Annotated in this window: 21 protein-coding genes and 1 tRNA gene; 17 read left to right on the forward strand and 5 right to left on the reverse strand. The window is 62.5% G+C overall.

From position 1 onward, the window contains the following. Window positions 1–33: 33 nt before the first annotated feature. The 14 genes from hisS to NCG91_RS17095 all read left to right on the forward strand — a co-directional run bounded on the left by hisS (window position 34) and on the right by NCG91_RS17095 (window position 13,846). The gene (gene hisS / locus NCG91_RS17030; protein ID WP_251350510.1) at window positions 34–1,395 is read left to right on the forward strand and encodes a histidine--tRNA ligase; all 1,362 of its coding nucleotides are present in this window, start codon (window positions 34–36) and stop codon (window positions 1,393–1,395) included. 54 nt (window positions 1,396–1,449) lie between these two features. Then, the gene (locus NCG91_RS17035; protein WP_099667088.1) at window positions 1,450–2,118 is read left to right on the forward strand and encodes a YfgM family protein; all 669 of its coding nucleotides are present in this window, start codon (window positions 1,450–1,452) and stop codon (window positions 2,116–2,118) included. 85 nt (window positions 2,119–2,203) lie between these two features. Then, window positions 2,204–3,349: an outer membrane protein assembly factor BamB gene (bamB, locus tag NCG91_RS17040; protein ID WP_251350511.1), complete on the forward strand. Its 1,146-nt coding sequence runs from the start codon at window positions 2,204–2,206 to the stop codon at window positions 3,347–3,349. Between the two features lie 4 nt (window positions 3,350–3,353). Then, complete coding sequence (gene der, locus NCG91_RS17045; RefSeq protein ID WP_251350513.1) at window positions 3,354–4,700, forward strand: ribosome biogenesis GTPase Der; 1,347 nt, start codon at window positions 3,354–3,356, stop codon at window positions 4,698–4,700. Between the two features lie 227 nt (window positions 4,701–4,927). Then, window positions 4,928–5,164 (forward strand): RNA chaperone Hfq, encoded by a 237-nt coding sequence (hfq, locus tag NCG91_RS17050; RefSeq protein ID WP_008450615.1) that lies wholly within the window; start codon window positions 4,928–4,930, stop codon window positions 5,162–5,164. A 114-nt stretch (window positions 5,165–5,278) separates the two neighbouring features. Then, complete coding sequence (gene hflX / locus NCG91_RS17055; RefSeq protein WP_251350515.1) at window positions 5,279–6,502, forward strand: GTPase HflX; 1,224 nt, start codon at window positions 5,279–5,281, stop codon at window positions 6,500–6,502. Window positions 6,503–6,504: 2 nt separating this feature from the next. Continuing rightward, window positions 6,505–7,797 (forward strand): FtsH protease activity modulator HflK, encoded by a 1,293-nt coding sequence (hflK, locus tag NCG91_RS17060; protein WP_070254060.1) that lies wholly within the window; start codon window positions 6,505–6,507, stop codon window positions 7,795–7,797. Beyond that, window positions 7,797–8,684: a protease modulator HflC gene (gene hflC, locus NCG91_RS17065; RefSeq protein ID WP_099667091.1), complete on the forward strand. Its 888-nt coding sequence runs from the start codon at window positions 7,797–7,799 to the stop codon at window positions 8,682–8,684. Before hflK ends, hflC begins: the two co-directional genes overlap by 1 nt. Window positions 8,685–8,954: 270 nt before the next feature. Continuing rightward, window positions 8,955–10,115, forward strand: a complete 1,161-nt coding sequence (locus NCG91_RS17070) for an ATP phosphoribosyltransferase regulatory subunit (RefSeq protein ID WP_099667092.1) — start codon at window positions 8,955–8,957, stop codon at window positions 10,113–10,115. Window positions 10,116–10,118: 3 nt separating this feature from the next. Continuing rightward, on the forward strand, window positions 10,119–11,432 hold the full coding sequence (locus NCG91_RS17075; RefSeq protein ID WP_099667093.1) for an adenylosuccinate synthase: 1,314 nt from the start codon (window positions 10,119–10,121) through the stop codon (window positions 11,430–11,432). Window positions 11,433–11,498: 66 nt separating this feature from the next. Then, window positions 11,499–12,044, forward strand: coding sequence for a phosphoribosyltransferase (locus NCG91_RS17080; RefSeq protein ID WP_034752020.1), 546 nt, complete (start codon window positions 11,499–11,501; stop codon window positions 12,042–12,044). A gap of 67 nt (window positions 12,045–12,111) precedes the next feature. Next, complete coding sequence (locus NCG91_RS17085; protein WP_099667094.1) at window positions 12,112–12,621, forward strand: GNAT family N-acetyltransferase; 510 nt, start codon at window positions 12,112–12,114, stop codon at window positions 12,619–12,621. Next, complete coding sequence (locus NCG91_RS17090; protein ID WP_251350516.1) at window positions 12,618–13,544, forward strand: WD40 repeat domain-containing protein; 927 nt, start codon at window positions 12,618–12,620, stop codon at window positions 13,542–13,544. Before NCG91_RS17085 ends, NCG91_RS17090 begins: the two co-directional genes overlap by 4 nt. Next, complete coding sequence (locus tag NCG91_RS17095) at window positions 13,541–13,846, forward strand: NIPSNAP family protein (protein WP_251350517.1); 306 nt, start codon at window positions 13,541–13,543, stop codon at window positions 13,844–13,846. The genes NCG91_RS17090 and NCG91_RS17095 overlap by 4 nt, the downstream gene beginning before the upstream one ends. Before the next feature lie 6 nt (window positions 13,847–13,852). On the opposite strand, the gene NCG91_RS17100 is transcribed toward NCG91_RS17095, so the two are convergent. From NCG91_RS17100 to NCG91_RS17115, 4 genes are all read right to left on the reverse strand, one after another. Further along, window positions 13,853–14,512: a glutathione S-transferase family protein gene (locus NCG91_RS17100; RefSeq protein WP_251350518.1), complete on the reverse strand. Its 660-nt coding sequence runs from the start codon at window positions 14,510–14,512 to the stop codon at window positions 13,853–13,855. A gap of 119 nt (window positions 14,513–14,631) precedes the next feature. Next, a complete protein-coding gene (locus tag NCG91_RS17105; RefSeq protein WP_251350519.1) occupies window positions 14,632–16,059 on the reverse strand; it encodes a Dyp-type peroxidase in 1,428 nt (475 codons plus the stop codon). 74 nt (window positions 16,060–16,133) lie between these two features. Beyond that, the gene (locus tag NCG91_RS17110) at window positions 16,134–16,598 is read right to left on the reverse strand and encodes a hypothetical protein (RefSeq protein WP_143451500.1); all 465 of its coding nucleotides are present in this window, start codon (window positions 16,596–16,598) and stop codon (window positions 16,134–16,136) included. Window positions 16,599–16,891: 293 nt separating this feature from the next. Beyond that, window positions 16,892–17,953 carry an AI-2E family transporter gene (locus NCG91_RS17115; RefSeq protein ID WP_099667099.1) on the reverse strand — a complete coding sequence of 354 codons (1,062 nt, stop codon included), beginning with the start codon at window positions 17,951–17,953 and terminating at the stop codon, window positions 16,892–16,894. A 199-nt stretch (window positions 17,954–18,152) separates the two neighbouring features. On the opposite strand from NCG91_RS17115, the gene NCG91_RS17120 reads away from it, so the two are divergent. Further along, window positions 18,153–18,779: a flavin reductase family protein gene (locus NCG91_RS17120; RefSeq protein WP_251350520.1), complete on the forward strand. Its 627-nt coding sequence runs from the start codon at window positions 18,153–18,155 to the stop codon at window positions 18,777–18,779. A gap of 77 nt (window positions 18,780–18,856) precedes the next feature. On the opposite strand, the gene uvrB is transcribed toward NCG91_RS17120, so the two are convergent. Continuing rightward, window positions 18,857–20,944, reverse strand: coding sequence for an excinuclease ABC subunit UvrB (gene uvrB / locus NCG91_RS17125; RefSeq protein WP_099667101.1), 2,088 nt, complete (start codon window positions 20,942–20,944; stop codon window positions 18,857–18,859). Between the two features lie 112 nt (window positions 20,945–21,056). On the opposite strand from uvrB, the gene NCG91_RS17130 reads away from it, so the two are divergent. Both NCG91_RS17130 and NCG91_RS17135 read left to right on the forward strand, forming a co-directional pair. Then, a complete protein-coding gene (locus tag NCG91_RS17130; protein WP_251350521.1) occupies window positions 21,057–22,271 on the forward strand; it encodes an amino acid aminotransferase in 1,215 nt (404 codons plus the stop codon). A gap of 131 nt (window positions 22,272–22,402) precedes the next feature. Continuing rightward, window positions 22,403–22,478 (forward strand) — tRNA-Asn (locus tag NCG91_RS17135). Window positions 22,479–22,666 lie beyond the last annotated feature (188 nt).

Here is a 22,666-nt window from a genome sequence, read left to right on the forward strand (position 1 = left end):
TGAACAGCAATCGTAGCTAATAAAGTAGATACCATGTCAGAAAATAAAAAAGCCGATAAGATCACCGCAGTCAAAGGCATGAACGATATCCTGCCCGCCGACGCCCCGCTGTGGGAATTGTTTGAAAACACGGCGCAATCCGTGCTGCAAAGTTATGGCTTCCAGCAAATTCGCACGCCGATCGTGGAAGAAACGAAATTGTTCGCGCGCGCCATCGGCGCCGTGACCGATATTGTTGAAAAGGAAATGTATTCGTTCACCGATTCGATGAACGGCGACAACCTGACCCTGCGCCCTGAAGGCACGGCCGGCGTGGTGCGCGCCGTGGTCGAGCACAACCTGGTCTACGAAGGCCCGAAACGCCTGTGGTACAAGGGCCAGATGTTCCGCCACGAGCGCCCGCAAAAAGGCCGCTACCGCCAGTTCCACCAGTTCGGCGTGGAAGCCATCGGTTTTACGGGCCCGGATATCGACGCGGAAATCATCATGCTGTCGCGCCGCCTGTGGGATGACCTGGGCCTGGAAGGCATCCGCCTGGAACTGAATTCGATCGGCGACGCGGCCGAGCGCCTGCGCCACCGCGCCGACCTGATCGCCTACCTGGAAAGCCACAGCGAGCTGCTCGACGAAGAAGCCAAGCGCCGCCTGCACAGCAATCCGTTGCGCATCCTCGACACCAAGAACCCTGCCATGCAGGACCTGGTCAACGGTGCGCCGAAGCTGCTGGACTACCTGGGCGAGGAATCGCTGGCCCACTTCCACGGCGTGCAGAAGATCTTGAACCACAACAACATTCCGTTCACCATCAATCCACGCCTGGTGCGCGGCCTCGATTACTACAACCGCACCGTGTTCGAGTGGGTCAGCGACAAGCTGGGCGCGCAAGGCACGGTCTGCGCCGGTGGCCGCTATGATGGCATGGTGGAAATGTTCGGCGGCAAATCGACGCCCGCCGTCGGTTTCGGCATGGGCGTGGAACGCCTGGTGCTGCTGATGAAGGATGCAGCCGAGCCGGAAGCCCCGGCCCAGTGCGACGTCTACCTGGTGCATCAGGGCGAGCAGGCGGGCTTGCAAGCCTTCGTGCTGGCCGAGCGGATTCGCGATGCGGGCCTGGACGTTGTGCTACATTGCGCAGCGAGCAACGGCGGCGGCAGCTTCAAGACGCAAATGAAAAAGGCCGATGCCAGCGGCGCGGCGTTTGCCGTGATCATGGGCGACGATGAAATCGCCAATAACGTCGCGACGGTGAAAGCCATGCGCGAAGCCGATGCCGGCGCGCAGCAGAACACGGTGCCGTTCGACGATGTCGTCGACTACGTGGTGGACCAGATCATCGGCGACCACGATTGCGGCCATGACCACGGTCCTGGCGGCCACGTGCATCATCACCATTGATTTGACGCAATACCGTTCTACCCTCGATCAACTACTCATTAAAACTGACGACCCATGGCATACGATCACGAAGAACAAGAACAACTGGCAACCCTCAAGGCCTGGTGGCAGCGCAATGGCAATCTGACCTCCTGGGTCCTGATCGTGGCGCTGGCAGGCTACAGCGGCTGGGCTGGCTGGCAGTACTACCAGCGCACGCAGGCTGCGCAAGCGGGCCAGCTGTACGACGAACTGCAGAACGCCATCGCCGCCAAGGACACGGCCAAGGTGATGCGCGCGGCCGGCGACATGCAATCGCGCTTCAGCGGCACGGCGTATGCACAGATGAGCGCCCTGTCCGCGGCCAAGGTAGCGTTCGACGCGAATGACCTGAAAACGGCCAAGACCCAGCTGCAATGGGTGGCCGAGCATGGCACGGAAGAGTACAAATCCATCGCCAAGCTGCGCCTGGCCGGCGTCTTGCTGGACGAAAAAGCCTACGATGAAGCGCTGAAAGTGCTGGCGACGGCTTCCGTGGCGCAATTTGCCGGCGCCGTGGCCGACCGCAAGGGCGACGTGCTGGTGGCGCAAAACAAGCTGGCCGAGGCACGCACGGCCTACCTGGCCGCGCTGGCAGCGACGGACAAGAACAATCCAGGCCGTCAATTGATCCAGGTCAAACTGGAAGCGATCGGCGGTACGGTACCGGAAGACAAGGCCAAGGCTGACAAGGCTGCCGCCTGACAGGAACACTGATGGCGTGGCCGCGCGGCGTTATACGTCGCCGGTCTTGCCCTTACAAGTACAAGAAAAAGGTTGGATAACACTTATGCGTGTCACTGAAAAGCTGGTAGCTGCAAGTCTGTTGGCCCTGATGGCCGGTTGCTCGTCCTGGAACCCGTTCGCCTCGAAAGATCCGAAAGTCGAACCGGCCAAGCTGGTCGAGTTAAAATCGAGCATCGCCGTGCGCGACGCCTGGAAGTATTCGATCGGCAAGGCCGGCGTGTACGCGTTTACGCCTGCGCTGGCCGGTAACAGCCTGTACGTGGTCAATGCCGATGGCGCGCTGGCGCGCCTGGATGCGGCCAGCGGCCGTGAAACGTGGCGCATCAAGGCCGGCAGCGACATCACCTCGAGCGCCGGCAGCGATGGCGCGCTTGTGGCCGTGGGCGCCGCCAAGGGCGCCGTACTGGCGTTCGACGCCGATGGCAAGCAACTGTGGAAGGCGCAGGCGTCCAGCGAAGTATTGACGGCGCCCGTCGTGGGGCAGGGCGTGGTCGTGGTGCGCAGCGTGGACAACCGCATCGTCGGCTTCGACGCCAAGACGGGCGAGCGCAAGTGGACGGTGCAGCGCGCCACGCCGGCCTTGACCTTGCGCAATGCGCCGGGCATGGTGCTGGGCGGCGCGAATATCTACGTGGCCCAGCCGGGCGGCAAGCTGCTGGCACTGACGGCGGCTACTGGTGTGGTACGCTGGGAGATCGTCGTCAGCGAACCGCGCGGCGCTACCGAACTGGAGCGCGTCTCCGACATCGCCGGCACGCCGGTGGCGTTCGAAGGCGAAGTGTGCGTCGTCACGTACCAGGGCAAGGCAGGCTGCTTCGATGCCGCCACGGGCGTGCCGCGCTGGACCAAGCCGATCTCGTCCGATGTGGGCGTGGCCATCGACCAGCGTTTCATGTTTGTTGCCGATGACCAGGGCGCCGTGGTGGCGTTCAGCCGCGAAGGCGGCCAGAGCGCCTGGAAGAATGAGGCGCTGGCGCGCCGCCGCCTGTCGACGCCGGCCTCCTACGGCCGCAGCGTCGCCGTCGGCGACTATCAAGGTTATATCCACTTCCTGTCACGGGAAGATGGCGCATTAATAGGTCGTGTCAGCACCGACGGTAGCCCGATTGTTTCGGCTCCCGTTGTTGCCGGTTCGAATTTGATTTTTCAAACCCAATCAGGGACAGTGACCGCTCTCGCGGTCGAGTAATACAATGAAGCCGGTAATTGCACTAGTAGGTCGACCCAATGTTGGGAAATCGACTTTATTCAATCGTCTGACCCGCTCGCGTGATGCGCTGGTGGCGGATTTGCCTGGGTTGACGCGCGATCGTCACTATGGCGAAGGCCGTGTCGGCGAACGTCCCTTCCTGGTCATCGATACGGGGGGGTTCGAACCCGTCGCCAAGGAAGGCATCATGCACCAGATGGCACTGCAGACCAAGCAGGCCGTGGCCGAGGCCGACGTGGTGGTGTTCATCGTGGACGGCCGTCAGGGCCTGACCCCGCATGACAAGACCATCGTCGACTTCCTGCGCAAGAGCGGCCGCCCGGTCTTGCTGGTGGTCAACAAAAGCGAAGGCATGCGCTACACGGCCGTCGTGTCCGAATTCTATGAATTGGGCATGGGCGATCCGTATGCGATCTCGTCGGCGCACGGCGACGGCGTCAACGACCTCGTCGAAGTGATGCTGGACCTGGCGTTCGCGCAGCGTCCGGATGAGCCTGAAGAGCTGGACAAGACCGACCGCGGCATCAAGATCGCCCTCGTCGGCCGTCCGAACGTGGGCAAGTCGACCTTGATCAACACCCTGCTGGGCGAAGAGCGCGTGATCGCCTTCGACATGCCGGGCACGACGCGCGACTCGATCGAAATCCCGTTCGAGCGCGACGGCCAGCAATACACCCTGATCGACACGGCCGGTATCCGCCGCCGCGGCAAGGTGTTTGAAGCGATCGAGAAATTCTCGGTGGTGAAAACCCTGCAGTCGATTTCCGAAGCCAACGTGGTCGTGCTGATGCTTGACGCGCAGCAAGATATTTCCGAACAGGATGCGCATATCGCCGGCTTTATCCTGGAATCGGGCCGCGCGCTGGTCGTGGCCGTGAATAAATGGGATGGCTTGCAATCGCACCAGCGCGACGAAATCAAGATCGATATCGACCGCAAGCTCGATTTCCTGTCGTTCGCGCAAATGCATTTCATTTCCGCGCTGAAGGGCACCAACATCGGTCCGCTGATGAAATCGCTCAACGCCGCGTATGCAGCCGCCATGTGCGACCTGTCGACGCCGAAGCTGACGCGCGCCCTGATCGAGGCCGTGGAGAAGCAGGAACCGCGCCGCAAGGGTTCGATTCGTCCGAAGCTGCGTTATGCCCACCAGGGCGGCATGAACCCGCCTGTGATCGTCATTCACGGCAATGCGCTCGACGCCGTCGGCGATCCTTACAAACGCTATCTGGAAAAACATTTCCGCGATACGTTTGCGCTGGTCGGCACGCCGCTGCGTATCGAATTGCGCACGGGTAAAAACCCGTTCGCACGCACGCCAAGCAAGTAAAATTAAGTGCATATTAAGGCGCCGCGGAGATAATGCGGCGCCGACAGCCAATTCAATGGCTTTTGCACGGAAATAATAAAGTGTTAATGCGCCATGCGCGACAGCGATCGCGAAAACAGGTTACAGTAGCTATGACGCATCTTTCTTTCTTTGAAAGGTGTGAGAGCACTTGAAATCAAGCGAGTCGCCTCCAATTCTTACACAACAACATAAACAACGGAGCTGTTATGAGCAACAAAGGGCAACTGTTACAAGACCCATTCCTCAATGCATTACGCAAAGAGCATGTTCCTGTCTCGATCTACCTGGTCAATGGCATTAAATTGCAGGGCCATATCGAATCGTTCGATCAATATGTCGTATTGCTGCGCAATACCGTGACACAGATGGTGTACAAGCATGCCATCTCGACAGTGGTGCCGGCCCGTGCCGTCAATCTCAATATTGAATCTGAAGCGGAGTAAAGCGTTGAGCTTGACGGCCCAGCGCCTTTCACCCTCCATCGCCCCCGTCCGCGCCAGCGGCGCTGATGCGTTTGCATCGGCGTCGGCGTCCGCCACAACTCATCAGTTGCCATCATGCGCGCGGCACTAGTCGGGGTTGACTTCGGTCACAGCGACTTCGCCGCCAGCATGGAGGAACTCATGCTGTTGTCGCGTTCGGCTGGCGCCGACCCGATTTCCACCATCACGGCCAAGCGTTCCAGTCCGGATTCCGCGTATTTCGTCGGCAGCGGCAAGGCCGATGAAATTGGCGACGTCGTCGTCAACGATGGCCTGGAAATCGTCATCTTCAACCACGCCCTCTCGCCAGCACAGCAGCGCAATCTGGAAAAGCGCCTGAATGTGCGCGTGCTCGACCGTACCAGCCTGATCCTCGACATCTTCGCGCAGCGCGCCAAGAGCCACGAGGGCAAGCTGCAAGTCGAACTGGCCCAGCTGCAGCATCTGGCCACGCGCCTGATCCGCGGCTGGACCCACCTTGAGCGGCAAAAGGGCGGTATCGGCTTGCGCGGTCCCGGCGAGACGCAGCTCGAGACCGACCGCCGGCTGATCGGCGACCGCGTCAAGGCCTTGCGCGCGCGCCTGGAAAAGCTGCACAAGCAGCGCGAAACGCAGCGCCGCGCGCGCGGCCGCAATCACACATTTTCCGTGTCCCTGGTCGGCTATACCAATGCCGGCAAGTCGACGCTGTTCAATGCCGTGACCAAGGCCGGCGTGTATGTCGCCGACCAGTTGTTCGCCACCCTCGACACCACCTCGCGCCGGGTTTACCTGGGCCAGGACGTGGGCAACGTGGTGATCTCCGACACGGTCGGCTTCGTGCGCGAATTGCCGCATCAGCTGGTGGCGGCCTTCCGCGCCACGCTCGAAGAAACCATCCATGCCGATTTGCTGCTGCACGTCGTCGACGCCGCGTCGCCGGTGCGCATGGAGCAGATCGAGCAGGTCAACCTGGTCTTGAAAGAGATCGGCGCCGATCATATTCCGCAAATCCTCGTGTGGAACAAGATCGATGCGGCCGGGCTGGAGCCTTCGGTGGAGCGCGATGAATATGCTACGATCAGTCGCGTGTTCGTCAGTGCGCAGAAGGGCAGCGGTCTCGACCTGCTGCGCGATGCGATAGTCGAGATGGCCAGGAAGGCGCCCGGTTCGGCCCACCTGTACCAGAACGATGAAGCACTGCAGGAAGATCAGTTTGACGGTCAGTACGACCAGCACGATGGCGCCGCCCCGGACCAGGACGAAGAGCCTGGCGAGGACGATAGGATTTCCACCCACTCCCAAGTCGGAACACGATAGTTATGCTTGTCTCCCTACTCAAAAAAACAGGCTTGAAGTTGTCCCTGAACGATCCCCGCTGGGGCAATCGCAAGGACGACGGCAAGAAAGCCCAAGAAGGCAAAAAGCCCGGCGAAGGTCCGCCGGACCTCGATCAGTTGTGGCGCGATTTCAATCAGCGCCTGAACGCCTTTTTCGGACAGAAGAACCGTCCCGACAACGGCGGCAATAACAACGGCGGCGGCGGTGGTCCGCGTCCCGACATGAAGGGCGCCGGCATCACCGCCGGCGTGGTCGGCGTGATCGCCGTCTTCATCTGGCTCGCCAGCGGCGCCTTCATCGTGCAAGAGGGCCAGAACGGCGTCGTGCTCACGTTCGGCAAATACAGCCACACCACGCCGGCCGGTTTCAACTGGCGCTGGCCGTACCCGTTCCAGACTGACGAAACCGTCAACGTGTCGCAGGTGCGCACGGTGGAAGTGGGTTACCGCCAGTCGCTGCGCAACAAGCAGGCCAGCGAATCGCTGATGCTGACGGACGATGAAAACATCATCGACATCCAGTTCGCGGTGCAATACACCTTGAAAGACCCCGTCGCGTGGCTGTTCAACACGCGCGACCAGGAAGACACCCTGCGCCAGGTCGCCGAAACGGCGATCCGCGAAGTGGTCGGTCGCAGCAAGATGGACTTCGTGCTGTACGAAGGCCGCGAAAAGGTGGCTTACGATACGCAGCAGCTGATGCAGCAGATCCTCGACCGCTACAAGGTCGGCGCCGTCATCACCAACGTGACGATGCAGGCCGTGCAGCCGCCGGAGCAGGTGCAAGCCGCCTTCGACGATGCCGTCAAGGCAGGCCAGGACCGCGAACGCCAGAAGAATGAAGGCCAGGCTTACGCCAACGACGTCATTCCAAAAGCGCGCGGCGCCGCATTCCGCCTGATGGAGGAAGCTGCCGCGTACAGCGCGATGGTGACCGAGAACGCCGCCGGTAATGCCTCGCGCTTCAAGCAGGTGCTGGTCGAGTACCAGAAGGCGCCGGTCGTCACGCGCGACCGCATGTACCTCGAGACGATGCAGCAAGTGTTCAGCAGTGCCAGCAAGGTCATGGTCGACGCGAAGACGGGCAGCAATCTGCTGTACCTGCCGCTCGACAAGCTGATCGCCCAGACGGCTGCCACCGATGCCGCTGCTGCCGCCGCTCGTGCTGCCGCGACACCCGCAGCCAACACCGTTTTGCCACAGGAAGCCATGCCGACAGTAGAAGTCAATACGCGCCGCGACAGCCGCTCTTCGCGTGAACGGGAGAGCCGCTAATGAACCGTATCGTAGCCGCCCTGATCGCGGGCTTTATCGCGATCATGCTCTTGTCCTCGACCGTGTTCGTGGTCGACCAGCGTAAGTATGCGGTCGTCTTCGCCCTCGGCGAAGTCAAGGAAGTCATCAGCACGCCGGGCCTGTATTTCAAGCTGCCGCCGCCGTTCCAGAACGTGCTGTACCTGGACAAGCGCATCCTGACCCTGGATACGCCGGAGCCGGAACGCTTCATCACGGCCGAGAAGAAGAACATCCTCGTCGACGCGTATGTGAAATGGCGCATCGCCGATCCGCGCCTGTATTTCCGCAGCTTTGGCGGCGATGAAAAGCCGGCCCGCAACCGCATGTCGCAAATCGTCAAGGCGGCGCTGAACGATGAAATCACCAAGCGCACCGTGCGCGAAGTGATCTCGGGCCAGCGCGGCAAGGTGATGGAAGCGATCCTGGCGAAGGTTTCGGCGGAAGCCAAGGCCATCGGCGTGGAAATCGTCGACGTGCGCCTGAAACGCGTCGACTACGTCGAGCAGATCAACAACTCCGTGTACGAGCGCATGAAGTCCGAGCGCGTGCGCGTGGCCAATGAGCTGCGTTCGACCGGTTCGGCCGACTCCGAAAAAATCCGCGCCGACGCCGACAAGCAGCGCACGGTGATCCTGGCCGAAGCGTATCGCGAAGCCGAGAAGATCCGCGGCGAGGGCGATGCCAAGGCGTCGCAGATCTATGCGGAAGCGTTTGGCAAGAATCCGGAGTTCTACAAGTTCTACCGTAGCCTGGAAGCCTACCGCGCCACGTTCAAGGACAAGGGCGACGTGATGGTGGTCGATCCGAGTTCGGAATTCTTCAAGTACTTCAAGGGTGGCGGCGCAGCCGGTCCGGCCAAGAAGTAAGGCAGCATCCAGACTGTTCCCGGCCGCAAGGTCGGGTGCGGCAGCAGCGGGGCCGGCATGAATGCCGGCCCCGTTTTTTTGTGCCCGCCACGCTGTTGCGGGAAGGCGTAAAATGCGGTGTTTTTAGGGCTGTGCGGCAGCGTTTCGGACAACTTATCCCTAAAGGCCCGTGTTTTCGCGTAAAATATCAGGTTCGGCCTCTTGCCTGGCGCGCCCGCCGCTGCCTCGCATGATGCATTTTTTCAACTTTCTTCCGTATCTCGCTCCCTCATGCCGAATTGGCTTTTGCCCGAAAATATTGCCGATGTTCTGCCGTCGGAAGCGCGCAAGATCGAAGAGCTGCGCCGCCTCATGCTGGACAATTTCCGTCTGTACGGATATGAACTGGTCATGCCGCCGCTGCTCGAGTATCTGGAATCGCTGATGACTGGCGCTGGCAAGGATACCGACCTGCGCACGTTCAAACTGGTCGACCAGCTGTCGGGCCGCATGCTCGGCCTGCGCGCCGACATGACGACGCAAGTGGCGCGCATCGACGCCCACCTGCTCAACCGTGCCACCGTCACCCGCCTGTGCTACGCCGGCAGCGTGCTGCATACCCGTCCGTCGGGCCTGCACGCCACCCGCGAACCGCTGCAGATCGGCGCCGAGATCTATGGCCACGCGGGCCTGGAAGCGGATGCCGAGATCCAGGAACTGGCGCTCGCTTCGCTGGCACTGGCCGGTTTCGACGCGGTCCGCCTGGATTTGTCGCACGTCGGCCTGTTGCGCGCTATCATTGCGCAAGACGCCGCTGCCGTGCGCGACGAGGCTGCGCTGTACACCCTGCTGCGCGCGAAAGATGCGCCGGGCTTGCGCGCCCTGACGGCCGGCTACGACGCCGTGACGCGCGATGCGCTGCTGGCCCTGCCGAACCTGTATGGCGATATCGACGTGCTGGCGCGTGCGCGCGAAGTGCTGCCGCCGCTGCCGGGCGTGCTCAAGGCGCTGGCCGAACTGGCCGCGCTGGCCGGTTCCGCCCTGGGCCGCGCCGAAGTGGCGATCGACCTGGCCGACCTGCGCGGCTACCAATATGAAAGCGGCGCGATGTTTGCGCTGTATGTACCTGGCTTGCCGAACGCGGTTGCGCGCGGCGGCCGTTATGACCACGTCGGCGAAGCGTTCGGCCGGGCTCGTCCCGCGACCGGCTTCTCGCTCGATTTGCGCGAACTGGCGCGCCTGTTGCCGACTGCGGAACGGAAGCATTCGATCCGCGCGCCGTGGGGCAGCGCGCCAGAATTGAAGGAAAAAATCGCCGAGTTGCGCAAGGCGGGCGAGGTCGTGATCCAGAGTATGCCGGGTCACAGTAATGAACAAGACGAGTTCGAGTGCGATCGCGTGCTGGTACTTGCCGATAATGGTAGTAGCTGGATTCTTAAAAACTTAGGTTGAGTGATGTCAAAGAAAATTATGGCAAAGAACGTTGTTGTCATCGGCACCCAATGGGGCGATGAAGGTAAAGGCAAGATCGTCGATTGGTTGACCGATCACGCCCAGGGTGTGGTGCGCTTCCAGGGCGGCCACAATGCAGGCCACACGCTGGTCATCGGCGGCGTGAAAACCGCGCTGCAGCTGATCCCGTCGGGCATCATGCGCCCAGGCGTCGCCTGCTACATCGGTAACGGCGTGGTCGTTTCCGTGCCGGACGTGCTGCGCGAAATCGACAAGCTGGAAGCCGTCGGCGTCGAAGTCGCCTCGCGCCTGAAAGTGTCGGACGCCGCGCCGGTGATCCTGCCTTACCACTCGGCACTCGACCTGGCCCGCGAAGCGGCGCGCGGCGCGGCCAAGATCGGCACCACGGGCAAGGGCATCGGCCCGGCCTACGAAGACAAGGTGGCGCGCCGCGCCATCCGCGTCGCCGACTTGCTGAACGAAACCCGTTTCGCCGAAAAACTGGCGGAAAACCTCGATTACCACAACTTCGTGCTGGAGCACTACCTGAAGGCTCCGCGCATCGATTATCAGAAGACCCTCGACGACGCGCTGGCCTATGTGCCGCGTCTGCGTCCGATGGTCACCGACGTGTCGAGCGCGCTGTACAAGGCGCACAAGGCCGGCGCGAACCTGCTGTTCGAAGGCGCGCAGGGTTCCCTGCTCGACGTCGACCACGGCACCTATCCGTTCGTCACCTCGTCGAACTGCGTGGCCGGCAATGCCGCCGCCGGTTCGGGCGTCGGTCCTGGCATGCTGCACTACATCATGGGCATCACCAAGGCTTACACGACGCGCGTCGGTTCCGGCCCGTTCCCTTCGGAACTGCCAACGGATGCAGGCGTCGGCCACCACCTGGCGCAAGTCGGCCATGAATTCGGCACCGTGACGGGCCGCGCCCGTCGCTGCGGCTGGTTCGACGCCGCCTTGCTGCGCCGCTCCGTGCAGATCAACGGCGTGACGGGCATGTGCCTGACCAAGCTGGACGTGCTGGACGGTATCGAAACCTTGAAACTGTGCACCGGCTACACCATCGACGGCGTGGCCACGGACATCTTCCCATCGGGCGCCGAAGAAGCCGCCCGTTGCGTACCCGTGTACGAAGAGATGCCAGGCTGGACGGAAAGCACGGTCGGCGCGAAATCGCTGGCGGCCCTGCCGGCAACGGCCCGCGCTTACATCAAGCGCATCGAAGAACTGGTCGGCGTACCGGTGGACATGGTTTCGACCGGTCCGGATCGTGAAGAAACGATCGTGCTGCGCCACCCATTCGAGTAAGCTGCTGGACACAATCCGCCGCAAGGCGGATTTTTTTAATCACGCTAATAATAAGATTCCACTATCATGACTACCCCACAATCGAACGATCAACATCTCTGGGTCAACTGGGAAGAATACCACCGCCTGATCGAGCGCCTGGCGCTCAAGGTCTACGAATCGGGCTGGAAATTCGACCAGGTATTGTGCCTGGCGCGCGGCGGCGTGCGTCCCGGCGACGTGTTCTCGCGCATTTTTGATTTGCCGCTGGCCATCCTGTCGACCAGCTCCTACCGCGAAGACGCGGGCACGGTGCGCGGCGACCTCGATATCGCCAAGTACATGACCATGACCAAGGGCCCGCTGGCTGGCCGCATCCTGCTGGTCGACGACCTGGCCGATTCCGGCGTCACCCTGGACAAGGTCACGCGTCACCTGAAGGAAAACTTCCCTGACGTGACCGAAGTCAAATCGGCCGTGATCTGGCTGAAAGGCTGCTCCGTCGTGCGTCCCGACTACTTCCTGGACGAACTGCCGCACAATCCGTGGATCCACCAGCCGTTCGAAGACTACGACGGCCTGCGCCCGCACCAGCTGGCGGCGTGGATCAAGAAGGGCGAAGCAGGCAAGTAATTTTGCGTGCACTCTTGCTAAAAAAAGACGATCGTGTATCGTCTTTTTTTTCGTCCAAGGAAATGCCATGACCATCTTGCACACGGCGCGCCTGCGCCTCGAACCCGTCACCGAGAAGCATTACGACGCCATGCACGCCATGAACTCGGATACCGAAGTGATGACTTATCTCAATGCGGGCCAGCCGGAGACGGAGGAACATACACGTGCCGCCGTTGCCCGCATCATGGGGCGCTGGGTCGAGTGGGGCTATTCGTGGTGGGCCTTGATCCGCACCGAAGACGAGGTGCTGGTGGGGCTGGCCTGCCTGCAGCATATCGGCGGCGACAAGGCGCAGCCGCACGAAATCGGCTGGCGCCTGGCGCGGGCCGGCTGGGGCAAGGGCTACGCCAGCGAGGCGGCCAACGCCATCGTCGCGCATGCCTTCGACGTCGTCGGCGCGCCCGAAGTGGTGGCCGTGGCCCACCCGGACAATGCCGCCTCGATCAAGGTCATGACGCGCCTGGGCATGCAGTACGTGGGCATGGAGCGCCATTACGACCTCGATAGCGTCGTGTACCGGCTGGTGCGCCCATGACGGCAAGGCCGAAGCCCCTGAAGCTGGGCTGCAGCTACGGCGTGCGCTTTTCGCCCGAAGGCACGCGCCTGGCTGTGCTGGGACGCGACCTGGTCCTGTGGGACGTGGCGGCGCGCCAGAAGCTGTGGCGCGGCAAATTCATCGCGCATATGTCGGACATGGCCTTTTCGCCCGACGGCAGCCGGCTGGCCATCAAGAGCACGACGGGCCAGATGGTTGTGGTGGATGCCCTCGCTGGCCAGTTGCTGCTGAACTTACAGAACAAGAAGGAGGGCGAAGGCTGCGGTCCCGCGTGGTCGCCTTGCGGGCAGTATCTTGCCGACGGCGGCTGGGATGGCCGCCTGCGGGTGCGCGACGCGCAAACGGGCGAGGTGCTCTTCACGCAGGCGCACCCGGGCGAGATGCTGCGCGGCATGTGGGCCATCTATGACGGGCGGCGTTTGCTGCTCCTGCATGGCGTCAAATCGGTGGAAGAGGGGCAAGTGCAGCCGCCCGACTATTGCAGCGTGTGGGACTGGCCGCTGCAGGCGGGCGCCGGCCGCGTGGTGCTGTCGCTGCCGAAGCTGGCGTCGTGCACGCCGTCGCCCGATGGCACACTCCTGGCCGTGCTGCATTACGCTGACGGCCAAGAGTGTCTGTCCGTGCATGCGCTGGACGATGGCCGCCGGCTGGCCACGGTGGCCGTGGAGGCGGGCGGCGGCACGGGCGACGCCTTGCGCTGGCTGCCCGACGGCGGCGCGCTGGGCCGCATCGGCAAGGGCAAGCTGCTGTTCTACGGCTGGCCGGGACTCGGCGTGCTTGCCGAACACGCCATTGCCTATCCCTGCGCACTGGACTTCTTGCCTGGCACGCCACTGGCCGCCATCGGCTCCTGGGAGTCCGGCATGCTGACGGATCTGAATCTTCACAAGGAAACCGCATGATTACCTGTTACCTGCGTTACATCATCGACCCGTATAAATTGCGGGAATTCGAAGCCTACGGCAAACTGTGGATACCGCTCGTCGAACGCTTCGGCGGCCAGCACCACGGCTATTTTTTGCCGTCCGAAGGCGCCAGCGACGTGGCGCTGGCCATGTTTTCGTTCCCCAGCCTGGCCCTGTACGAGCAATACCGCAGCGACTCGATGCAGGACGCCGAATGCCAGGCCGCCTTCCGCTATGCGGAAGAGACGCGTTGCATCGTCAGCTACGAGCGCAGTTTTTTCCGTCCCGTGTTTGCCTGAACAGGGTCAGTCGCGCTGCGGTGCGCCCAAGGGGAAGAGGTGGCGGTACGGACGTGCCTCCTCCACCGCGCGGGCGAACGAAGGACGGGCCAGCAGGCGCGCGCGGTAGGCGCGCAGCAGGGGCAGCGTTGCGGGAATCGGCTGCGTCCAGTCCGCGTAGAACAACGCGGGGGCGGCGGCGCAGTCGGCCAGGCTGAAGTGGTCGCCGGCGGCCCACGTCCTGCCGGCCAGGTGCTCTTCCAGCCAGGCGTAGGCCAGCTCCAGCTTTTCGCCGGCAAACGCGCGGCCTTCGCGGGTCTTTGCCGGGTCGCCAGTCAGGGCGGCGCCGACGGCATGCTGCACCGGTGTCATGACGTGCAGGTCGAAGTAGCGGTCGAGAAAACGCACGTCCAGCGCCTGCATCGGGTCGTCCGGCAGCAGGCGCAGCGGACCGGGATGGGCCAGTTGCAGGTATTCGATGATGATGCTGGTCTCGGCGACGTTGCGCTCGCCGTCCACCAGCAGCGGAAACTTGCGCAGTGGCCAGCGTTCCAGCCACTCCTGAAGGTGCTGGGGCATGTCCGGCGCCAGGCAGCGGAAGGCGAACGGGATGGCGTTCTCGTACAGCGCGATGAGTACCTTCTGCGTGTACGAGGAAAAGGGATGGCCGTAGAGGATCAGCGACACGGTGGGAACTCCTGTCATTGTGAAAGGTTGGCAACACGCGCGTGTGCCAACGATAGTGCAATGACAGGATCAATGCAAGCGGTACGCGCCATTCCCGCTTGTCGCCGTGGCGCGCCCGCCTAGCCGAGGTTCGCCAGGTAGCGCAATCCCGTGATGCTGGGGAAGAAGCAATACACGCCGCCACGCGTGATCACGCTGCGCGAGAAATGCTGCAGTTCGGTATTGCCGCTTCCCTTCGCGCCCACGCCGGGCAAGGTGAAGGAACTGTCGGCCGGGTCGTTGATGCCCAGGAACACGTCCTGGCCGCTGATGTTGAACGTGGCATCGCCCGCCTCGGGACCGGCCGGGCCGACGGCCGATTTGACGAAGGCATCGTCATTGTTCCATTGCTTCATCAGGAATTCGAACTGATTGCGCAGGCTGGCATTGATGAAATAGCCGACCAGGCCGCGCTGCGCTGCGATGGGCGCTGCCGGATCATATTCGCTGCCGTAGGGCATGGCGCGCCGCACGATGCGGTGGTGGCGGGCGGAGGCGCCCACGACGGCTTCGTCGCGCGGATTATTGCGCCGGATGTGCGCGCCGATCGGGCATTTCAGGCCCAGCGTGTCATCGAGGTCCGGCTGCCCATCGACATAGTGAAAGCGGTTCAGGCTGGCGTCCGGCAGCACGGGCCCGGCCTCGTCCGGCCTGAGCACGAGCGGATTGCCGTTGCGCCAGCGCCCGCACATCTTGGCGGCCACCATTTCGGTCGTGAGCCCGGAACTGGCCGCGCCCTGGCTCAGGATGCTGTCGAACAGGGCCACGTCCTGCTCCAGGATGCGGAAGGCGGCATAACTGCCATTGGTGGACAGTTGCGGCGGCTGCACCGCGTAGGTGCCGCCGTTTTCATTCGGATAGCCGAGCAGGAATTCCCCCGTCTTCACGCTGTTGAGCGGATCAGGGTCGTGCTCACGCTTGCGCTGCGGGGCGCCATCGACGTCCGGCTGGGCGATGCTGTCGCGGTAGCCGAAATGCACGCGGTTGTCTGGCAGGGCCACGCCGTCGTGCGCATACAGTTCGCGCCAGCCGGCGGCAAAGGCGCGGCGTAGTGTGGCCGAGGTCGCCTGCAGCACTTCCGTCGATTCGCTGACCCACAGGCTCAGCAGCGCATGCACCTGGCCATGCCGGGTTGCCGGCCCCAGGTTGCCGAGCCAGTGCTCGGGGGCGCTGTCGCCCACGTCGCCCACGGCATTGACGCTGGCCGGATCGGCCGCGCCCCGTTGAAATGCCTGGTCAAAGGTGGCCAGGTCGGTCGCGGCAATGCCCAGCGCCGACAGGCCGGGCGCGGTAAAGCTGAGATTCAGGAAGCAGGGCGGCTTGGGGTGGATGTGCCGCGCCGTGGTAATGGACGGCAAGCCGTCGCTGCCGTCGAGCAGGGCCGCGATGGTGCGCCGTGCCTGCGCCGCATCCGTGATGCTGAAGATGAAATGGCGCGCCAGGTTGACGCGGTAGCCGCGCAGGATCGTGCCTTGCACGTCGTCGTAATCGATGGTGGAATCGGCCATGCTGTCTCCGGGGGCTGGGGTTGTGGCTGGCAGGGTGGTGGGGCCGCTTGCGCAGCCCCGGCGTGGCTTTCGGCTCAGGTTCGGAATGCGGCGATGATTTTCTGGACGGTCTGCGGATAGGCGCTGTACAGGCCGTTATTGGGCACGTGCTGCGCGGCGTCGTTGGCCGTGATGAAGGCTTCAAATGCAGCCACATGGTTGGCAACGGGAATCAGCGCCTTGCCGCCCACGACAAATTGCAGCAGCGCGTCGAATACCTCGCCCAGTTCGCCCACGAAATCTTCGATGTAGTCGTTGAAGTTGCCGTCATACTCGGTGATCACGCCGATGACCAGGCTATCGGAAGTGCCCGCCGATTGAATGTTGGGCAGCAGATTGGGCTGGGAGCGGTCAAGCAGGGTGAATCGGGCAAAGTGCACGGTACCGATAGTGGTAAGGGCGGCATTGATCTTCGGTTGGTATTCCAGCAATGTTGCGGCGATGGCGGTCGGATTGGTGCCTGGCAGCGCCGGCATCATTAAGCACAGTGGATTTGCCATGGGAGGCTCCTCATTACGTGGTTGTCGGGACGACCGACACTACGCCGCGGCACCTGCTGCGTCAAAAACTATATTTTTGCATCTGTTGCTAAATACACACTGTTGCATCATGGTAAATGATGGGAAATGCGGTCTCATGTGGATAGTTGCCGAGGCTGGCCAGCGCTGGCGGGCACTCTGCCGCCAGGCTGTTCCTGCCTGTTTCAGGAAGCGCAAGTGGCGCCGCCGGCAAGCCGGCTTCCGTCGCCATTATTTTTGCAGGATGGGGTGCTGACGCTCCCGATTGCCACGCTTCAATCCTCGGCCTGGAATTCGCTGGCCGAGACGAACAGATCCCACGAGGCGATGAACAGGGCCGCCACCACGGGACCGATGACAAAGCCGTTCAGGCCGAACAGGGCCATGCCGCCCACGGTCGACAGCAGCACCACGTAGTCGGGCATCTTGGTGTCCTTGCCCACCAAAACGGGGCGCAGCACGTTGTCGACCAGGCCGATGACGAAGACGCCGAAGGCGGCCAGGCCTGCGCCTTGCCAGATGGCGCCCGTGGCCAGGAAGTAGACGGCCACGGGCGCCCAGACGAGGGCGGCGCCGACGGCCGGCAGCAGCGACAGGAAGGCCATCAGCACGGCCCACAGCAGGGGCGCGGGCACGTCGAGGAACCAGAATGCCAGGCCGCCGAGGGCGCCCTGGGCGATCGCCACGAGGATGTTGCCCTTCACCGTGGCGCGGATCACCGTGGTGAAATTGGTGAACAGGCGTTGCTTGTATTTGCGGCTCAGCGGCACGGCACCCTTGATGCGGGCCGACAGGGCCGAGCCATCGCGCATCAGGAAAAACAGCAGGTACAGCATGATGCACAGGCTGGTGAGGAATTCGAAGGTGTACAGGCCCACATTGATGGCTTTCACCGCCACCACCTGGCTCACCTGCGTGGCGCCCTCTGCCAGCTTGTCCTGCAGGCTGGCCAGGCTGGTCAGGTTGAAGCGGTCGAGCAAGTTGATCAGCCATTGCGGCAGCACCGCCATGATCTTATCGAAGAACATGGCGACCGTGATTTCCCCCGAACGTACCATTTCCACGACGCTGGCCGCCTGGTTCACCAGCGACACGGAAATGAGCGACAGCGGCAGGATCACGATGACGATGATCAGCAGCAAGGTGAGCAGCGACGCCACGCCGGCGCGGCCCCGGGTTTTTCGCAGCAGCCAGCGGTACACGGGCGCGAACAGGATCGCCAGGACGACGCCCCAGAAGATGGCGCCCGCATAGGGCGCCAGTATCCAGCCGAAGCCGATGGTGACGACGCTCAGGAGGAGCAGGAACACTTTCTGGTGCAGCGTGAGGGTAGGCATGGGCGGTGGCACAATGATCGGGGTTGAGTTGCCCCATCATAAGCGAGGCGTGCTGCGGCGCGCCATACAATTGTCATGCTGCGTGCGCGAACGCACCTGGCGCCGCGGGCTGGCAACGCGGTGGCGGCAATTCCAGTAAGCTGTCGTTCCAGGCGTTCCATCCCGGGCGTCTTGACTTCCTTTGACTGCAGGAGCGCGCGTGCTTGACCCCATTCACTTTTATGAACCCGCACAGGGCCATGGCTTGCCGCATGACCCGTTCAACGCCATCGTGGGGCCGCGGCCCATCGGCTGGATCGCCTCGCGCAGCGGCGAGGGCGTGCTCAACCTGGCGCCGTACAGCTTTTTTAACGCCTTCAATTACCATCCGCCGTTGATCGGATTTTCCAGCATTGGCCGCAAGGATACCTTGCGCAATATCGAACAAACGGGCGAATTCGTGTGGAACCTGGCGACGCGTCCGCTGGCCGAGGCGATGAATGCCAGCTGTGCGCCGGCGCCGCCCGAAGTCGACGAATTCGCGCTGGCCGGCCTGACGCCGGCCGCCTCGCGCCTCGTCAACGTGCCGCGCGTGGCCGAAAGCCCCGTGTCCTTCGAATGCCGGCGCACGCAGATCATCGAACTGCAGGGCATCAAGGGTGACGGTGTCGGCAGCTGGCTGGTGCTGGGGGAAGTGGTGGGCGTGCACATCGCGCGCCACCTGTTGACCGATGGCGTGTACGACACGGCCGCCGCCGCGCCGATATTGCGCGGCGGCGGTCCGGCCGATTATTTCGAGATCGGACCGGACAGCCTGTTCCACATGCGCCGGCCCGGTTATCCCTGAAGGAGCGAGGCGGGGCGCTATTGTGGCATGACGCAATGGCATGCGCGACCGGCCAGCCCCCATGCCTGGCGTGACATTTACTTGCCCAGGATCGACGCCACGTTGTCGGTGCCCGGTGCGCCGAACAGTTGCTGCTTGAGGATGTGCAGCTGGTCGCGCACCTGCGCCGCCTTTTCGAATTCCAGGTTCTTGGCGTGGTCGACCATCAGTTTTTCCAGGCGCTTGATTTCCTTGCTGACCTGTTTTTCGCTCATGGCTTCGAACTTCGCCGCTTCCTGCGCCACTTGCAGGGTTTCGCGCGCTTCCTGCGGGCTGTAGACGCCGTCGATCATTTCGCGGATCGATTTCTTCACGCCGATCGGGATGATGTTGTTGGCCGTATTGAAGGCGATCTGCTTGGCGCGGCGGCGCTCCGTTTCGTCGATGGCGCGGCGCATGGAATCCGTGATGCGGTCGCCATACAAAATCGCCGTGCCGTTCAGGTTACGCGCGGCGCGGCCGATGGTCTGGATCAGGCTGCGCTCGGAGCGCAAGAAGCCTTCCTTGTCCGCGTCGAGGATGGCCACCAGCGACACTTCCGGCAAGTCCAGGCCTTCGCGCAGCAGGTTGATCCCCACCAGCACGTCGAAGGTGCCCAGGCGCAGGTCGCGCAGGATTTCCACGCGTTCCACCGTCTCGATGTCGCTGTGCAGGTAGCGCACCTTGATGCCATGGTCGCCCAGGTATTCCGTCAACTGCTCCGACATGCGTTTGGTCAAGGTCGTCACCAGCACGCGCTCGTCCTTCTTGATGCGCTCGACGATTTCCGACATCAGGTCGTCCACCTGGCTGCTGGCGGGGCGCACGATGATCTGCGGGTCGACCAGGCCGGTCGGACGCACCACCTGCTCGACCACCTGGTCGGAATGCGTCTTTTCGTATTCGGCCGGGGTGGCCGAGACGAACACGGTCTGGCGCATCTTCTGCTCGAATTCCTCGAATTTCAAGGGCCGGTTATCCAGCGCGGACGGCAGGCGGAAGCCGTAGTCGACCAGGTTGGTCTTGCGCGAGCGGTCGCCGTTGTACATGGCGCTCAGCTGGCCCGTCAGCACGTGCGACTCGTCGAGGAACATCAAGGCGTCGGGCGGCAGGTAGTCGACCAGGGTAGGCGGCGGTTCGCCCGGCAGCGCGCCGCTCAAATGGCGCGAATAGTTCTCGATACCCTTCGTAAAACCGATTTCCGCCATCATTTCCAGGTCGAAGCGCGTGCGCTGTTCCAGCCGCTGCTCTTCGATCAGTTTATTTTCCTTGCGGAAAAATTCGAGGCGCTCGCGCAGCTCGTCCTTGATGGTTTCCACGGCGCGCAGCACGGTGGAGCGGGGCGTCACATAGTGCGAACCCGGATACACGGTGAAGCGGGGGATCTTTTGCCGTACGCGGCCCGTCAGCGGGTCGAACAGCTGGATCGATTCGATCTCGTCGTCGAACATTTCCAGGCGCACGGCCAGTTCCGCATGCTCGGCGGGGAAGATGTCGATGGTGTCGCCGCGCACGCGGAAGGTGCCGCGGCCGAAATCGACTTCGTTGCGCGTGTACTGCATCTGGATCAGGCGCGCGATGACGTCGCGCTGCGCGACCCTGTCCTTGACGCGCAGGGTCAATATCATCTGGTGGTATTCGTTCGGATTGCCGATGCCGTAGATGGCCGAGACGGTGGCGACGATGATGACGTCGCGCCGTTCCATCAGCGACTTGGTGCACGACAGGCGCATCTGCTCGATATGTTCGTTGATCGACGAATCCTTCTCGATGAACAGGTCGCGCTGCGGCACGTAGGCTTCCGGCTGGTAGTAATCGTAGTAACTGACGAAGTATTCGACCGCGTTTTGCGGGAAAAAGTCGCGGAACTCGCTGTACAGCTGCGCCGCCAGCGTCTTGTTCGGCGCGAAGACGATGGCGGGCCGGCCCATGCGCGCGATGACGTTGGCCATGGTATAGGTCTTGCCTGAACCGGTCACGCCCAGCAAGGTCTGGAAGGCCAGTCCGTCGGCAATCCCCTCGGATAATTGGGCGATCGCCGTGGGCTGATCGCCGGCCGGAGGGAAGGGCTGGTGCAGCTTGAAGGGGGAGTCCGGGAAAGAGATAATTGCGCTTTCCGCCTCGCTGGCGGTAGATAATTCGGGCATGTGAATCAGACCTTTGTTAGAATAGTGCTCTGCTGGCGGCCCTGGCGTTGTATTTTGGGGCGCTGTCTACAACTCCGCTGTGAACCTGCTTCCAATCGAATCCAATCTTATCATGACGAACCCAACTGTTTCTGCCAGTCTGTTTAGCGCCATCGAGATGGCCCCACGCGACCCGATCCTGGGCATCACCGAAGCATTTAACGCGGACCAGAATCCCGCCAAAATCAATCTGGGCGTCGGCGTCTATTATGACGACAACGGCAAAGTGCCTCTGTTAGCTTGCGTACGCAAGGCAGAAGCCATCCTGATCGAACAGGCCGCCCCACGCACCTATCTGCCGATCGAAGGCCTCGCCGCCTACGACAAGGCTGTGCAAGAACTCGTATTTGGCGCCGATAGCGCCGTAATTCAAGAGCGCCGCGCCGTGACCGTGCAAGCCATCGGCGGCACGGGCGCGTTGAAGATCGGTGCCGACTTCCTGCAGCGCTTCGCGCCGGGTGCCCAGGTCTACATCAGCGACCCAAGCTGGGAAAACCACCGCGCGCTGTTCGAGAACGCCGGTTTCGTCGTGAATAACTACACTTACTACGATGCCGTCACCCATGGCGTGAACTTCGACGGCATGCTGGCCAGCCTGAACGCCATGCCAGCCGGTTCCATCGTCGTGCTGCACGCCTGCTGCCACAACCCGACCGGCGCCGACCTGAGCGTGGCCCAGTGGGATCAGATCATCAGCGTGGTGACCTCGCGCGGCCTGGTGCCGTTCCTGGACATGGCCTATCAAGGCTTCGCCAACGGCATCGCCGAAGACGGCGCCGTGGTGCGCCGCTTCGCCGACGCGGGCGGCCCGCTGCTGGTATCGAACTCGTTCTCGAAATCGTTCTCGCTGTACGGCGAGCGCGTGGGCGCCCTGAGCGTCGTCGCCGCCAGCGCCGACGAAGCGGCCCGCCTGCTGTCGCAGCTGAAGCGCGTCGTGCGCACCAACTACTCGAACCCGCCAGTACACGGCGGCAAGGTGGTCGCCACCGTTCTGGCCACGCCGGAACTGCGCCAGCTGTGGGAAGAGGAACTGGCCGGCATGCGCGTGCGCATCCGCGAAATGCGCAATGCCTTCGTGGAAAAGCTGAAAGCCAAGGCGCCAGGCCACGACTTCGAATTCGTGCGCCAGCAAATCGGCATGTTCTCGTACTCCGGTCTCACCAAGGAGCAGGTGGCGTCGCTGCGCGAGCAATCGATCTACGCCGTCGACACGGGCCGTATCTGCGTGGCAGCATTGAATTCGCGCAATATCGACATCGTTATTGACGCGATCGCCAAAGTGCTTTAAGATCTTGCTTCTTCGGCGCTGCATGCAAGTGCGGCGCTGATGGTGGTAGAAAGTCGGCGATGGCCGTGTTTGTGAAGATACAGTATCAGTCTTGCAAATATGGAACAAGCGACATATAATATTGCCTCTTTTCCCTGATAGCTCAGTTGGTAGAGCGACGGACTGTTAATCCGCAGGTCCCTGGTTCGAGTCCAGGTCGGGGAGCCAGAATTCGGAAGGCCACGTTGAAAAACGTGGCCTTTTTTGTTTTTGCGCCGCCGGTGCGCAGCTTGGGGCAGGATAAGATTTTCCCTATGGAAATCTGGACAGCGCCAAGTTTGGCCTATATAATACGGCCTCTTTTCCCTGATAGCTCAGTTGGTAGAGCGACGGACTGTTAATCCGCAGGTCCCTGG

The organism is Janthinobacterium kumbetense (genome assembly GCF_023703445.1).
Lineage (GTDB): Bacteria > Pseudomonadota > Gammaproteobacteria > Burkholderiales > Burkholderiaceae_D > Janthinobacterium > Janthinobacterium kumbetense.

Excerpts from the sequence above, each read along its gene's own strand:
- hisS (WP_251350510.1), top strand. The coding sequence starts at position 34 with ATGTCAGAAAATAAAAAAGCCGATAAGATCACCGCAGTCAAAGGCATG.
- NCG91_RS17035 (WP_099667088.1), top strand. The coding sequence starts at position 1,450 with ATGGCATACGATCACGAAGAACAAGAACAACTGGCAACCCTCAAGGCC.
- bamB (WP_251350511.1), top strand. The coding sequence starts at position 2,204 with ATGCGTGTCACTGAAAAGCTGGTAGCTGCAAGTCTGTTGGCCCTGATG.
- der (WP_251350513.1), top strand. The coding sequence starts at position 3,354 with ATGAAGCCGGTAATTGCACTAGTAGGTCGACCCAATGTTGGGAAATCG.
- hfq (WP_008450615.1), top strand. The coding sequence starts at position 4,928 with ATGAGCAACAAAGGGCAACTGTTACAAGACCCATTCCTCAATGCATTA.
- hflX (WP_251350515.1), top strand. The coding sequence starts at position 5,279 with ATGCGCGCGGCACTAGTCGGGGTTGACTTCGGTCACAGCGACTTCGCC.
- hflK (WP_070254060.1), top strand. The coding sequence starts at position 6,505 with ATGCTTGTCTCCCTACTCAAAAAAACAGGCTTGAAGTTGTCCCTGAAC.
- hflC (WP_099667091.1), top strand. The coding sequence starts at position 7,797 with ATGAACCGTATCGTAGCCGCCCTGATCGCGGGCTTTATCGCGATCATG.
- NCG91_RS17070 (WP_099667092.1), top strand. The coding sequence starts at position 8,955 with ATGCCGAATTGGCTTTTGCCCGAAAATATTGCCGATGTTCTGCCGTCG.
- NCG91_RS17075 (WP_099667093.1), top strand. The coding sequence starts at position 10,119 with ATGTCAAAGAAAATTATGGCAAAGAACGTTGTTGTCATCGGCACCCAA.
- NCG91_RS17080 (WP_034752020.1), top strand. The coding sequence starts at position 11,499 with ATGACTACCCCACAATCGAACGATCAACATCTCTGGGTCAACTGGGAA.
- NCG91_RS17085 (WP_099667094.1), top strand. The coding sequence starts at position 12,112 with ATGACCATCTTGCACACGGCGCGCCTGCGCCTCGAACCCGTCACCGAG.
- NCG91_RS17090 (WP_251350516.1), top strand. The coding sequence starts at position 12,618 with ATGACGGCAAGGCCGAAGCCCCTGAAGCTGGGCTGCAGCTACGGCGTG.
- NCG91_RS17095 (WP_251350517.1), top strand. The coding sequence starts at position 13,541 with ATGATTACCTGTTACCTGCGTTACATCATCGACCCGTATAAATTGCGG.
- NCG91_RS17105 (WP_251350519.1), bottom strand. The coding sequence starts at position 16,059 with ATGGCCGATTCCACCATCGATTACGACGACGTGCAAGGCACGATCCTG.
- NCG91_RS17110 (WP_143451500.1), bottom strand. The coding sequence starts at position 16,598 with ATGGCAAATCCACTGTGCTTAATGATGCCGGCGCTGCCAGGCACCAAT.
- NCG91_RS17115 (WP_099667099.1), bottom strand. The coding sequence starts at position 17,953 with ATGCCTACCCTCACGCTGCACCAGAAAGTGTTCCTGCTCCTCCTGAGC.
- uvrB (WP_099667101.1), bottom strand. The coding sequence starts at position 20,944 with ATGCCCGAATTATCTACCGCCAGCGAGGCGGAAAGCGCAATTATCTCT.
- NCG91_RS17130 (WP_251350521.1), top strand. The coding sequence starts at position 21,057 with ATGACGAACCCAACTGTTTCTGCCAGTCTGTTTAGCGCCATCGAGATG.